At 38.8% G+C, this 14246-nt stretch carries 11 protein-coding genes; 4 read left to right on the top strand and 7 right to left on the bottom strand.

Features of this window, described 5'->3' with window-relative positions:
- Positions 1-2 precede the first annotated feature (2 nt).
- Both HC643_RS29620 and HC643_RS29615 read right to left on the bottom strand, forming a co-directional pair.
- Positions 3-1523 carry a hybrid sensor histidine kinase/response regulator gene (locus tag HC643_RS29620; protein WP_038081981.1) on the bottom strand — a complete coding sequence of 507 codons (1521 nt, stop codon included), beginning with the start codon at positions 1521-1523 and terminating at the stop codon, positions 3-5.
- Positions 1520-2887: a sensor histidine kinase gene (locus HC643_RS29615; protein WP_167844772.1), complete on the bottom strand. Its 1368-nt coding sequence runs from the start codon at positions 2885-2887 to the stop codon at positions 1520-1522. The genes HC643_RS29620 and HC643_RS29615 overlap by 4 nt, the downstream gene beginning before the upstream one ends.
- 247 nt (positions 2888-3134) lie before the next feature.
- Here HC643_RS29615 and HC643_RS29610 point away from each other — a divergent pair, with 247 nt between their 5' ends.
- Complete coding sequence (locus HC643_RS29610) at positions 3135-3965, top strand: hypothetical protein (protein ID WP_038081984.1); 831 nt, start codon at positions 3135-3137, stop codon at positions 3963-3965.
- A gap of 64 nt (positions 3966-4029) precedes the next feature.
- Here HC643_RS29610 and HC643_RS29605 read toward each other — a convergent pair whose 3' ends face one another.
- Both HC643_RS29605 and HC643_RS29600 read right to left on the bottom strand, forming a co-directional pair.
- Entirely contained in the window at positions 4030-5508 is a 1479-nt protein-coding gene (locus tag HC643_RS29605) for a multicopper oxidase family protein (protein WP_050046732.1), read from the bottom strand.
- Between the two features lie 1035 nt (positions 5509-6543).
- The gene (locus tag HC643_RS29600; RefSeq protein WP_038081986.1) at positions 6544-7317 is read right to left on the bottom strand and encodes a glucosamine-6-phosphate deaminase; all 774 of its coding nucleotides are present in this window, start codon (positions 7315-7317) and stop codon (positions 6544-6546) included.
- A gap of 215 nt (positions 7318-7532) precedes the next feature.
- Here HC643_RS29600 and HC643_RS29595 point away from each other — a divergent pair, with 215 nt between their 5' ends.
- Positions 7533-8219 (top strand): HAD family hydrolase, encoded by a 687-nt coding sequence (locus HC643_RS29595; RefSeq protein WP_038081987.1) that lies wholly within the window; start codon positions 7533-7535, stop codon positions 8217-8219.
- 257 nt (positions 8220-8476) lie between these two features.
- Here the strand turns inward: HC643_RS29595 and HC643_RS29590 are convergent, their stop codons facing one another.
- Together HC643_RS29590 and HC643_RS42430 are read right to left on the bottom strand one after the other, a co-directional pair.
- On the bottom strand, positions 8477-9958 hold the full coding sequence (locus HC643_RS29590; RefSeq protein WP_050046733.1) for an ABC transporter substrate-binding protein: 1482 nt from the start codon (positions 9956-9958) through the stop codon (positions 8477-8479).
- 82 nt (positions 9959-10040) lie between these two features.
- Positions 10041-11414 (bottom strand): serine/threonine-protein kinase, encoded by a 1374-nt coding sequence (locus HC643_RS42430; RefSeq protein ID WP_050046734.1) that lies wholly within the window; start codon positions 11412-11414, stop codon positions 10041-10043.
- Between the two features lie 179 nt (positions 11415-11593).
- On the opposite strand from HC643_RS42430, the gene HC643_RS29580 reads away from it, so the two are divergent.
- Together HC643_RS29580 and HC643_RS29575 are read left to right on the top strand one after the other, a co-directional pair.
- A complete protein-coding gene (locus HC643_RS29580; RefSeq protein WP_038076894.1) occupies positions 11594-12607 on the top strand; it encodes a glutathione S-transferase family protein in 1014 nt (337 codons plus the stop codon).
- A 391-nt stretch (positions 12608-12998) separates the two neighbouring features.
- A complete protein-coding gene (locus tag HC643_RS29575; protein WP_419723333.1) occupies positions 12999-13418 on the top strand; it encodes a response regulator in 420 nt (139 codons plus the stop codon).
- Positions 13419-13603: 185 nt separating this feature from the next.
- On the opposite strand, the gene HC643_RS29570 is transcribed toward HC643_RS29575, so the two are convergent.
- Complete coding sequence (locus tag HC643_RS29570; RefSeq protein WP_038076886.1) at positions 13604-14230, bottom strand: hypothetical protein; 627 nt, start codon at positions 14228-14230, stop codon at positions 13604-13606.
- Between the last annotated feature and the right edge of the window lie 16 nt (positions 14231-14246).

The following is a 14246-nucleotide window of genomic DNA, read 5'->3' as shown; positions in this document are numbered from 1 at the left end:
GGTTATTGCTCATTGATGACTGCTAAATTGTTCAATGTTAAAGTAAATTTTGTCCATCCACCAACACTTTCAACTTCAATAGTCCCTAGCAATTGTTCGATCAGTTTTTGCGCCAAAGCTAGCCCCAAACCAGTACCTGGTTGTCTCTTAAATTGAGGGCTGCGAACCCGGTAGAATTTATCAAAGATTTTTGGTAAGGCTGTGGAGGGAATTTCTGTGGAATTACTAATAGTAATAATAGTACTGGACGTAGAAACATCGTTCCGAATGCTAACTGCAATCTCACCACCTATAGCAGTATATTTACAAGCATTATTTAACAATTCTCCTACAATTCGTGTTAAACACGCGTTATCAGAAATTAAGGGTGGTACTTCAGGGGGAATACTCAACAGTAACTTTTGCTGATGTTCCTGAATGCGGGCGGAGAAACCATCAACAATGTTTGTTACCCAAGTTTGTAATTCTAATGGCTCGGGATTTAAATGATGAGTTGTTCCTGATTCTGCTTTCTGCAAATCTAGCAAATCGTTGATCAAAGTCATCTCGCGATCGCACTCTGCTCTAAGAATGTTGATATACTGCTGACCGTGCTCGCCAATTCCCGTATTTTGTAGGAGTTGAATTGCCATTCTAATATTAGATAGAGGAGCGCGTAATTCGTGAGACACAATAGATAAAAATTCGTCTTTAAATTGATTGATTTCTGATAATTTTGCTAAGACTTGCTCTTGTTCTAGTTGCTTTTGGCTTGCTTCACTAGCTAAATTTCGCTCTGTCATATCTCGAAAAATGACAAGTGAGCCAATAATATTACCTAGATCGTTTTTTATTGATGCCGTACAATATTCAATTTGTACTTCTTGACTATCCTGAGAAATGAGAGTTGTTTCTTCCGATAAAAGAACTTTTTCTTCTTGAAGCGACTCTATTATATTATGGTTTTGGTCGCGATTTTTTGTAGGAACAATTTTAAATATTTCTGATAAATTTCTTCCAAATGCTTCTTCTTGTCGGTATCCCGTAATTTTCTCAGCCATAGGATTTATAAAAGTGACAGACTGTTGGCGATTGCAAACAATCACACCATCACTTATCCTAGTGACAGCAGTTACGAGTCCTTTTTGATTTTCCTTGAGTTGCCTTTCTTTCCGATGCTTGCTTAAAGCTATTTCAATTGTCGTATGTAATTCTTTTTCTTTAAAAGGTTTGAGGACATAACCAAATGGTTCTGTTAAACGCGCTCTTTCCAATGTATTATCATCTGCATACGCGGTTAAATAAATAATTGGAATATCAAGATGATTTTGAATTTCTTTAGCTGCCTCGATACCATCTATATTTCCTTTTAATCTAATATCCATTAATATAAGATCTGGATTGATTTTTTCAGCTATTTGGATGGCTTCTTCTCCTGAAGAGGCAATAGCAGGTACGTGATAGCTCAGTTTGAGCAGACGTTTTTGTAAATCTTTAGCAACTATTCCCTCATCTTCCACAACTAAAATTGTTTTCAGTGTCATTTTTTTCTCCAAGTTAAATTTTTCTCCAATACGGGAAATACAATTTCAACCTCAACTCCATCAGCAGACTTTATTTTTATATTGCCAGACAACTGATTTGTTAAAGCATCTACTAACTGCAATCCTAATGATGTTGTATTTTTTAAATCAAATTTTTTGGGTAAACCAATACCATTGTCACGAACTTTCAGGTTCAACACATTATTATTTTCTACCTGAAGCTCTATCGAAATTTCTCCTGTTTTACTTTTAGGGAAGGCGTATTTTAGGGAATTGGAAACAAGTTCCGTGATAATCAAGCCGCAAGGGATAGCTGCATCTAAGCTTAATAATACGCGCTCGACATTGACTGTAAGCGAAATCACGTTTGTGTTGACTTCGTAAGAACTAAATAAACTTGCTACTAAATCTCGAATATACTCACCAAAATCAATTCTTGCAAGATCTTGCGATTGGTACAATTTTTGATGGATCAAAGCCATAGATTCAATTCGCATTTGGCTTTGTTGGAATATTTCTAGGTCATCTTTGTCCTTAATATATTCTGACTGGAGATTCAGCAAACTAGAAATGACTTGTAAATTATTTTTAACTCTATGATAAATTTCCTTTAAAAGAACTTCTTTTTCGAGTAAAGATGCTTGGATCTGTTCTTCTGCTTGCTTGTGTTCGGTAATATCAACGCAAGAGCCAATATAGCCAGCAAAGGTATTATTCTCCGTATAGTGTGGCATACCTGTATCTAAGATCCAACGGTACTCACCATCCTTTCGTCTCAGTCGGTACTCCATTTTAAAGCTTTGCCGAGCATCAAAAGCTGTAGTACGGGTAAGAAAACAACGCTCTTTATCCTCAGGATGAATTGATTCCAACCAGCCATAACCGATTTCTTGTTGAATTGTTCTTCCAGTAAACTCCAGCCAAACTTTATTGAAGTAATTGCAAAGCCTTTCGATATCAGACACCCAAATCATCACGGGGGCTGTGTAAGCTATGAGGCGAAACCGCGCTTCACTCTCTTGCAAAAATGCTTCTCGCTGCTTGTATTCGGTAATTTCGGCTTGCAGCGATTTATTAAATTCTATTAAATCCCCTATCTGTTGTTGAAATCGTGCTTCTAGTTCCTCACGTGCTTTTTCTAGTTGAGATGGAACGGATGAAGTCTGGGGTTTAGGTAATAAAGCGACGAACTGTACAGCAATAACAACTGACACCATCGCCATCAAGATTTTGATAAAACTTGAGAGCCAGAAGTCAGAATGCCATAGTGTCCATACTTCTATCAAATAGAATCCACTAAAAGCGATCGCGAACATACACAATTCCACAGCCGAAAAAACTCTAACTAAATGTAAAAACAGCATTAAGCTTAGAAACTAAGTGCTATAAATAAATGTTCGGAATGGTAATCTATGAATTTTCATCTTTTCTTGGTCTGATGCAAAGCGTAAGAATACTGATGCCAACGCCTCGCCTTAAATCATAGCTGGGTCATAGCCTACGGATCTCTGATTTTTGGAGTGGGAAAAGGACGATAAAGCGACAAAGGAGACAAGAGGACAAGGGAGAATAATTCTTATCCACTAACAAAAGATAAAAGACAAATTTTTTATGAAATATTACTTAACGAGAGTTGTTGCGATCGCGGTTTTGTTCTTAACTTCTGCATGCGGTTCTTTTACCAAATCTGGAGCATCATCTCAGAACGGATATTCAACAGAACAAACGCACCGTGGAGACAGCTCCACAACTCAGGCAAAATTAACAGCTCCTAAAAATCTTGCTCGGAATCAGCCTACCTCATTAGTTATTGAGGTTCAAGACTCTCAAGGAAAATTCGTCACAAATTTTGACACTTTTCCAGAAAAGACCATGCACTTGATTGTCGTTAGGGATGACTTGCAATCATTCGATTTCATTCACCCTACATATAAAGGAAATGGACGCTTTGAGGTTAATACAACTTTTCCCACACCGGGTGAGTATAAAATTTTTAGCGATTACAAACCATCCGGACAAAAAGAACAAGTTTCCCTCATGTCACTGAAAATTCCAGGTTCAGTTCCGCTTCCCAAGGATTTAGAAAAGTTTAACACAACCAAGATATTAAATGATACTAAAGTCAATTTAAAAATATCTGAACCAGCTCTCAAGGCTGGTAAAGAAGTAACCTTAACGTTTGATGTTCGGGAAACTGCAAACAATCAACCAGCTAAGGGTTTGGAACCGTATTTGGGAGAAAAAGGGCATTTAGTCATTTTAAAAAGCTCATATCCACTTTCAACACCAGATTATATCCGTGCTCGTGCTCTCAAAGAGACTGGTAATGGACAAATAGCTTTTCAAACGAGTTTTCCGCAGCCAGGAACATATAAACTTTGGGTTCAGTTTAATCGCAATGGCAAAATTAATACTGCTGATTTTTGGGTAAACGTTTCATGAAGTGTCAAGGATAAAGAATGAAAGATTCATATTTCATCCTTTATCCTTGATACTTCATCCTTAATTAGAGCGGCTGTGCTGGCGCTGACCTTGGATTTATCCCACTTTGTCCTATTTCAAATTGGCTCATCATGTCGTGGTCTTCGTGAACCATGTTGTGGCAATGGTACATATATTTACCTAGTTGAGGTCTAAATCTGCCAATGATTCGTACTGTTTCGTTTTCACCAACATAGAACACATCCTTCAAACCACGTTCGTAAGGAAAAGGCGGTACTCCATTGCGATCGAGAATTTGAGCATCGATGAGGTGAAGGTGAACTGGATGAAACCAAAGACCAGAAGGATTGTGCAGGCTCCAAATTTCTACTTCTTCTAATTGTGGATTGGCATCTACTCGATTTGGATTCCAACCGTTACCGTTGATGACCCACACACCATTTATATGGTCAAATGTGAAGTTACGAGTTCGCACTGCTGAGGATTCCGTCAGAAATTGAATATTGCGTAGTGTATTGGGAATTGAACTGTTATCAACTTCAGAACGCACCACATCAAAGCGCATGATGACATTTGTGTTGCCAAAATTATCGTTGTTGGGAAGCCCAAGATTTTGCAGTACAACCTGAGACCCTACGGGATATTTAGAAAAATCGATGATTATGTCATATCTTTCTGCCATTCCAAGACGCATATTCTGAGTATTGGCTGGCGCACTCATCAATCCAGCATCTGTACCAATGACAATCAAGTCATCACCCGTACTCAAAGCAAGCCTGTAAGAGCGAGAAATAGATGCATTTAAAACTCGAAAACGATATTTACAGTTTGCAACCTCCATACGAGGCCAAGGAACACCGTTAACTGTAATGACTTCCCCCATTAAACTGTGCTGTCCTTGGTCGTCAAAAATTAATGACCCATCAGAACCGAATTGTTTATCATGAATAATCAGAGGAATATCGCGATCGCCTTTAGGGAGTGGCAAACTCAGCTCTTCATTATCTTGAACAAGATACATTCCAGCCAAACCCATATAGACATTTCGAGAAGTTTGACCGAGAGCGTGGTCGTGGTACCACAAAATAGCAGAAGTAGGATTGGGATAGACATAATCCTTGTAGTACCCCGGAGGAATCAAATCCTCAGCATAACCGTCATACTGGGGTAACGATGGCATACCGTGTAAATGAACTGAGGTATCTACGTCAAGATTGTTGATATACCTAACAATAGATTGTCGATTTCTACTTTGTCTGATTGTAGGACCGGGAAACGTACCGTTGTAACCCCAAATCTCAGTTGTTCTCCCAGGTAGGACTCCTACTTGAGCCTTTTGCATGACAATTTGGTAATAATCGGTGGTAGAATCACTGAGTACAGGATTTAATACGGGTGGTGTATGAAAGGGAAGCACGAACGGTTCAACTCTTTCATCAGTTCTTTGAGCATATCCCCGATACTGAAGCCCTACGGGAAGTAAAATAGAACCTCCTGCAAGCGCTGCAATCTTCAGCGCTTCACGCCTGCTTATTTTGTTCATTGCTAGATATTCCCTGGTTAATTAAGGTTGCACAGTTACGAGCGCTCGCTAGGAGGTGGTAACAATTTGCTCAACTAACAAGCGGTCAGAACTTTTATGTAGTGCAATTATTTCAGAAAAAATATAACGATACGCTTAAGTAAGTTTAAGTAATAGTACTAAATATTACGCCATACTGTAAGAAATAACAGATGGTAAATTTGAATAAAAGTTACATTTTTATGATTTTTATACTCTCAAGATTTTATACAAAAGATGAAATATGTAGTTTTGCAATCTCTCAGTCATGTTAAAAGCTGTTTATTGACAACATTTTTAATAGTTTTCATTAAAATTTATTGAAATAAAAAAGGGCTTTGAAGATTTATAAATAATTGTTCTAAATTTAACAAATATCAATTTTTACGTTTTATAAATTTTTGATTTTCTATAAAATATACGTAAAAATACTTATGAGTTATTTACGGCTCGCGATTTTACTCCTTTCCTACCAGAAGATTACCGACGAGTTATGCAAAAGAAAAAGAGATAGTAACTTCTGGTTGCGCTATTTTATTAACCACTCACCAACTGGCTATAGCGGAAGAACCGAGTATTTTTGGTCAATACAGCAATTTTTCAACCGTATCTACCTCTCAAAAATACGTATTTTGGGAGAACTAAAACCAGTAGCGCAAAACGTGAGATTTTAGAATAAAATAGCTCTGCCTTATAGTGTTTTTTAGATGAATAAACCACAATTCGTAACGTGGGGATTACCTTTCAAAAGGTTATTATAAAGGCATTTAATACTAAATCCGCGTCTTATACCCCCTTTATAATTTAGTCCGCGTAGGCGGTGAGACCAGTGCTGAAGGCGGGTTTCCCGCGCCCTGGCGACTGGCGAACCCGGAGGGACTTCGTTTGTATAGCCGTGATTTCTAATCACTAGGGCTTATTGGGGTTATAAAAAAGGATTTAGTATAAGATCAAGCCGTACCTACCTTACAGAAAATTGCTGTAAATTTAGTGTGATTTATGTTTTTAATGTCCCGATTAACGAAGTCGCCTAGCAGCATCGACATCCAAAAATAATGTTGCTGAATCGCACGTGCGAAGAATAGAAGCAGGACAATCAACTGTCACATCACCATACAACATCTGTTGTACGATTTTCTCTTTACGTTTTCCTTGTGCTAGACAGATAATTTTGCGAGCGGAACAAATCAAAGGGATAGTTACGGTAAAAGCATATTGGGGAACAGCTTCTAATTTTGAGAAGTAACCCGTACTGACTTGTTGTTGGCGGTTAACATCATCTAGCTTCACAAGTTTGACTGCATGGGGATCGTTAAAATCAGCGACAGCAGGATCGTTAAAAGCGAGATGTCCGTTTTCGCCAATACCAAGACAGCACAAATCTATAGGTTGTGCTTGCAGTAATTTAGTGTAGCGATCGCACTCTCTTAAAGGTTGCATTGTATCACCTTCAATGTAGTGAAATATTTTAGGATTCACTCGCTTTTCAACACGTTCTCGTAAATAGTGGCGGAAACTTGCAGAATGGTCAGATTCAATACCCAAGTATTCATCTAAATGAAACAAGATAATTCGCGACCAATCTATACCACCATTTGCGCTCAAAGCATCAAGAAATTTAAGTTGAGAGTTCCCTGTTGCTAATAATAAAACAGCCGTTTCTTTCTCTAGGAGGATGTTTTGTAAATACTGTTGTGTTGTTTCTGCAACATCCTGCGCCAGTTCGAGTTCGGAGTTGTAAACCTGTACCTGTAAAGCATCGACACGAAAAGACTTTTTTGCGGTTGGCATTGGACTATACAGAAAATCTTTGACTTTAACTCAAAAAAAGGAAACGAGTAAGGGTATACTTACCCGACACCCCCTACTCGCATCTTATAGGTTGTCACAATTTGGATAATTAATTATAGTTTTTTCTTCTCAATCAATGTTGTCAAATAACAAATTTGGAAAAAAGAGTGTAAACTATTTAAAGAAACTTTACAAGAGTTTACACGGTAGAAACCATGCTGGCAGCAATTCTTTTTGATCTTGATGGAACTATTGCCAATACTGACCCAATACACTACCAAGCGTGGCGGGAAATGCTAATGAATTATAGTATAGACATTGACGAAACATTTTATAAATCCCGAATAAGCGGGCGGACAAATCCACAAATTATAGAAGACTTGCTACCACAATTATCATCAGAAGCAGGTGCAAAATTTGCAGACGATAAAGAAGAACTTTTCCGGCAAAAAGCTAGAGAAATTCTCAAACCCATGAATGGATTTGCAGAACTCATTGCATGGACAGATACACACAAACTCAAACGTGCTTTAGTCACAAACGCGCCAAAACTAAACGTACAATTTATGTTAGAAGTTTTGGATATTCAGAACGTATTTGATACAGTTGTCTTAGGAGAAGATTGCATAGCAGGCAAACCAGACCCAGCCCCTTACCAAGTATCGCTGGAGCAGTTAAATATAACAGCAGAACAAGCGATCGCACTAGAAGACTCACCATCTGGAATTCGTTCTGCTGTGAGTGCTGGTATTCCCACCATTGGTGTAACCTCCACCCACGACCCAAATGTTCTCTTAGCAATTGGGGCATTTATGACCATTCCAGATTTCACCGATTTGCAATTGTGGACACAGTTGAATTCACTTATTTCGCAGGATTTTGTTAAAACGGCTAATAGCTAATGGCTAATAGCTAATGGCTAATAGCTAATAGTTTAGTATGAGAAAAATTAATCATTAGTACTGGTGGGCAATGCCTACCAGAGATTTTAGTGGGTATTACGCCACTCCTTTGGGCGCGAGGAAACTAATGCACGAGGGTTGCTTCCCTATATGTATTTCACAGATCAAATAGGATTGCCATAGCTAATAGTTTAACACTACAACCATTAGCAATTAGCAATTAGCTATTAGCCATTAGCCATTAGCAATTAGCCATATCAATTTTTTATTAAATTAAAACGCAGTTGAGAATCTTGGTCGCAACCCCTACCTGAAGAACAGGGTTCAACTCTGACAAGAAAAACTCCTCCCTCGCGATCGCGAACACCTGCAGGTGAAAACTTAATTCTTCCTGCTGCACCAAACGCTACAAAGTCTGGTTTAGAAAGTGTCTTTTGTAAACCCTCACGAGTACTGTCTTCTCTCAAGCCTGTAATAATTGCTTGAAGTGCGTCATATACGATCGCAGTACGGGGGCTAACTTCACCACCCCAAAGACGAGAAGCTTCTGTGGAGAAGGGATTGTCTGGATTTGCATCCCAATGCCATGGTACAGCTAAAACCATTTTGTTGAGGTTTTCTTTTCCATACTTCAACATTCTGCTGTTGTACATCATTTGAGAACCAAACAGTGGGAGTTCCCCTTGTATTTTATTTTCTCGTAACAACTCGAAAAACTTTGAGTTTGGATTGTTAATCGAGCGGTAACCGGGGAATAATAGCAAACCTTCAGCGCCATCTGTTCTGGCTCTTTTTAAAATATCACTGACCGGAGTGCTATCGCTAAAATCACAATTTGTATTGGTGACTTTACCGCTATATTTACTACTTTTAATAGAGTCTTGGTGTAGTTTTATGAGGGTCTCTCGGTTGACACTTGGCTCTCTGGATCTGTCTTGTGTTTGTTGTGATGATGAGTCTTTACAAATAGCTATATTTTTTATACCAGTTTTTTCCACGATATATTCAGCTAGCTTATCGCTAAAAATATCAGGGCTGGGAGTCGCGTAAAATACATACTGTTGTCCCTGAAATGATTGTCTGGAACTTAGATTGGCGGTTGAAACCATTACCAACTTGCGATCGTTATAAATAGACGGCTCGCGAGTAAACCCTACTACGGCTAAAATTCTTGGATCGTCAATTAACTGACGATTTAGACTTTCAATAGCCTGAGTGTCTCTAAAATTTGAAATTGCGGCAATTTGAAGTTGCAACCAAGCGCCATTAATTTTGTCACGGCTGTTATTAAGCGCGTCTTGAGCTTGAGCTACCCCGCGTAAAGTCTCTTCTGCTTGGTCTACTGTTCCGAGTGGCAAAATAACACCAACTTTTATAGGTGCTTTTGTCTGACTTTTATTTAATTCTGCATTAGCGTTATTTAAATAAATTAAAGTCTCGGGGTCGTTACGATTCTTGTTCAAAGCTGTGGTAAATTGCCGCACAGCAGTGGAAAAATCACCTTTGGCAAATGCTTTACTCCCTTCAGCTTTTTCAGTAGAATTGTTCTTAGTAATAAAAATTTCCTCACCCAAACTCATGTTATCATTTGAGGATGCATTGAGCGAGCCCGAATTTGGTATTTGATTGTTCGTTTGTTTTGGACTGACAACTCTACCTAGCAACCACAAAATGCCTGCTATGAGCGAACCAGCTATCAAAAAAGAAGCAAGCAACCTGATGTTTTCTTTCTCATTCATATAACGAACCTAAAATAAAATTTATATACTCGCTTGAAAATAGGGGAAGGAATAGGGATTGGGTAAGTTCCCTAACCGGAGTTTAAAAATAATTGGAAATCAATTTGTTTAAAAGTTGTGACAAATTGATAAGAGCAAAAGATAATAATCCAGCAAGAAGAACTAGCAGTACAAAAACGCCCAACCCATTTAGACCGGAGCGGAGCAGATTGGAAAACGACAGGCTTTGGTAAACCAGGAAAATGAATAATGTTGTAATTGCAGAAACAACAAACAAATAGGTTTTTTCGGAAATTGAGAGAGCTTGAAAAAAGATAATAGTTCCTAAAAGCAGTAACCAGATTCCAGAACTCATCCAAACTGTTTCTAAAAAACTCAGAAGGATAAGAGCCAAAAATGAGCTTCCCGATCCTGCAATCACTGCTGAGGGAAGTAGTTTCTTGAGATGCAAAGATGGGTCTGGTGGTTGAGTGTATGAGGGAATTGTTGAAGGTTGGTGCGGTGACAGGACTGTGGAAAACGAGCTGAGTTGTGATGTCCCAGAATATTGTTGCGGTAGTAGGTTAAAATTTAAATCTTGTAAAACAGCCCTTGCTGATTGATAGCGCTCTTCATGATGAACTTGCAACAACTTATCAATAATGTGCGCTAATTCCTGACTGATGGGTTGTTGTACGTATTGTCGCCATCTGGAAACCCAGCCATAGCCCTCTCTCAACCATATATCTATGGGATGAGCATTAGTGAGCAGATGAAAGCAAGTCCCTCCCAAACTATAAAGATCGCTAGATGGATAAGCCTCACCCTTTTGCATTTGCTCAAGCGGTGCATAACCAAAAGAACCAATATATGTTCCCGGTTGATGGTTTGTCACTACCGTGTTTGTCTTGTGCTTTGCTACTCCAAAATCAATAAGCACCAATCTCCCATCACTTTCCCGGCGAAGGATATTTTCTGGTTTGATATCTCGATGAATTACCTGTTGCTGATGGACTGCTGCAATAACGGGTAATAAATCATACAGAAAACCTCGAATTTTTACTTCATCAAATACCCCCTGCTGCTTTAACTCTTCCAACAAATTTTGCCCTTTGATAAATTGCTGCACTAAGTACAGATAGTCATCTTGCTTAAAATAGGCATATAAATGAGGAATTTGAGGATGCTCTCCTAAATGTTGCAGTCGTTTTGCTTCTTGCTGAAATAATTCTGTTGCTTTTTTCAGCGACCAGCTCCCTTGAACTTGTGGTGCTAGTTGTTTGACAACACAATGCTCATCCAACTTATCCATATCCTCTGCAAGATAAGTACGAGCAAATCCTCCCCCTCCCAATGGTTTAATAACGCGGTAACGATTTCTTAGTAAATAGACTAATTCTGCTCCGCAATTTACGCAGAACTTTGTTCCATCTGGATTTATAGGCTGAGAGCACTCAGGGTTTAGGCAGCAAAGCATACTATAATATTAATCTTTATTAAAGAATATACATTAGAGTGTCTTAGGTGTTAGCTAAGTAGATGTAACAAATAATTGAGTTTATAGAACGGTTATTCTATTATAGACTGGCAAAAAAAACAGTTTTTCTTCTTGAAATCAGTGTATAAAATAATATCAATACTTACTGAGATAGCTACATGAAAGTAGAGACCAATAGCAAAAGAAAGTCACTTCCACCAAAGCTTATAATCAAGTTAGGGAAGTTTGTTTGGGTCACTCTTTGGCATACGATGATGTCCAAGCTTGCTCCCCGCAATACCTCAGGAGAATACATTCGTCCGAGCAGTTATTTTCGGAACTTTGTAAGAGCAGAGACAGACAATCAATATTTACCCGCAGCAAATCGCTACAGCTTGATAGTAGGAATGAGCTGTCCCTGGGCGCACCGTACTCTTGTTGTGCGAGCACTCAAAGGTCTTGAACAAGTTCTACAAGTCACTATAGTTTATCCTTCTCCAATAGAAGGGGGTTGGATCTTCGAGCGGGAGTATGAAAACTGTCGCACGCTTGCTGAACTGTACCAGCTTGCTGAAACGGGCTATACCGGACGGTGTACGGTTCCGGTTTTATGGGATAACCAGACTAAAACTATCGTTAACAATGAGAGCGCAGAAATTATCGTAATGCTAAATTCAGAGTTCAACGAGTTGGCTCAAAATCCGACTTTGGATTTGTACCCGAAGGAACTCAAACAGAAAATTGATGACTGGAACGATCTGATATATACAAGTGTCAATAACGGTGTTTATCGTTGTGGATTTGCTCAAACTCAAGAAGCTTACGATCGCGCTTGCAATGAACTCTTTACAACTTTAGATAAGATTGAGGATGCACTGAGTTCAAATCGATACTTGTGTGGAGAAACTGTAACATTAGCGGATGTCCGTCTATTCACTACACTTTTTCGTTTTGATAGTGCATATTACGGGCTTTTTAAGTGCAACCGTAGAAGAATTAAAGACTATCAAAATCTTAGTGCTTACCTGCGTGATTTGTACCAACTTCCTGGTGTTGCTGACACTTGTGATGTGGAAAGTGTAAAGCAGGATTATTATGGCAATCTTTTTCCTCTCAATCCGGGCGGAATTATCCCCTCAGGTCCTGATATGGCTTATCTTTACGAACCACACGATCGCAATCGCTTCACGTAAACAGCGCGATCGTAGCTATTCCATACGTCTAACTTACAATAACGGGGTTAATAACTCATCGAGATAATTGAGCAGCAATTACAAAAAATAGATGAATTTCTAAGGAACCCTAAAAAGGAGTTGGAGCTTGAAAAATTGACAGATAATTTAAAACTAAGTGAGTCTAAAATTAATTCTAATATTGCAAATGCTTGCCCGTACCTAAAAGCTGCGCTACACGGGTAGGGATAGCTGAGTTTGATGCTCGCGCTTAACAGATCTATCGCACTTATGCTAGTGTCTAAGGTTCAAACCCTGAAGGCAGTACATCATACGCTAGAGAAATTTTATCACTTGGTAATTTTCTACAAAAAGTTTGATTGAAAAAATGCGATTTTTTTGAGTAAATCTAATGTTATCAGCTATTAATCCCCTAAGAAAACCAATGACCGCTGCTATTAAGCGTATACTAATTTGCGATGATATTGCCGACAACTGTCTGCTTCTCAAAACGATTTTAGAGGCAGAAAACTGTTATGTTGAGATTGCCGATTCTGGTCTGGCTGTACTTGCTCAAATCGAAACTGATGACGAGCCGCCAGACCTACTGATACTAGATGTGATGATGCCAGACATGGACGGCTATGAAGTTGTTCGACGCATCAGGAAATTGGATAAATTAAATTCTCTTCCTATTTTGCTAGTCACTGGTGTTGACAAAAACGATATTCAGGATAATTCCGATGTCAGAGTTGATGGATTGATACAGAAGCCTATTGATGTTGATGCAATCATCGCACAAGTGCAAGCCATTTTAGACCGCAGACCATAAAATTCTGAAAGAACGGCTTGCCAGCCTTAATTCATTCGGACGATGTCATTTTTTGTAGAATGAGTTATATGTTAATAACACTCATAACACCGTGCTAATCCTCTTCTCGCTTCTATCAGTTTCTTGCGAGATCTCCAGAATCTGGTTTTTTCCTTGAACCACAAGGCAAAGGAAACAGGAAATATTTAATTTTCTCTGAACCAAAGTGCCAAACCACCTCCACGACCACGGGCTGCAATGAAGTTTTCTGTAACTAAGAAGAAAGCAAAAAAGGGCAATTTAGCAATAGATTGGTTGTAAAAATTTTCAGCTTGAACTTTACCACCTCTGACATTTCCACTGTAAATGGTTCGACCAAAAAGTTGCAGTTGTATGCGAGTGAAATCAAATGCCAGCAAGTTCTTTTTTCCTAAGTACTGCACCAGTCCCTCAAATTTTAGGAAGATTGGGCTCAATTGAACGGAATTAGTAATTGCTCCTTTGCCTAAATTGCTATCTTCTGGAGAAGCCGTACAAAAGGAAATATGAGCGGGAGTTAACTTAGGCATATAAAAGCCTTTACCCAACACAATTCCCCCTCGCTTTCTCAATTTCTTAGTTCCAGTGGTAAAACACAGCCGCCATTTGCCTAAAAGCGGTTCAAACGCATAATTCAGTTTTTGTTGTTTGGCAGCTTTTTCTGCTTGCAGCAGTGCATCGACGACGGATGCAGGAGAAGGACGTTGGTTTGTTTGTCCTTGATAGAAAGCAACTGCTTGAGAAAGCACAGTTAGAAAATCAGGAGAGACTTTTGATGTTAAATCGGTAGTCATAAAAGTTTTTACTTCA

Origin of the sequence: Tolypothrix bouteillei VB521301 (genome assembly GCF_000760695.4) — a bacterium.
Taxonomy (GTDB): Bacteria; Cyanobacteriota; Cyanobacteriia; order Cyanobacteriales; family Nostocaceae; genus Scytonema; species Scytonema bouteillei_A.
Note: the sequence above shows the minus strand (reverse complement) of the source record. Positions and strands in the feature narration are given on the sequence as shown.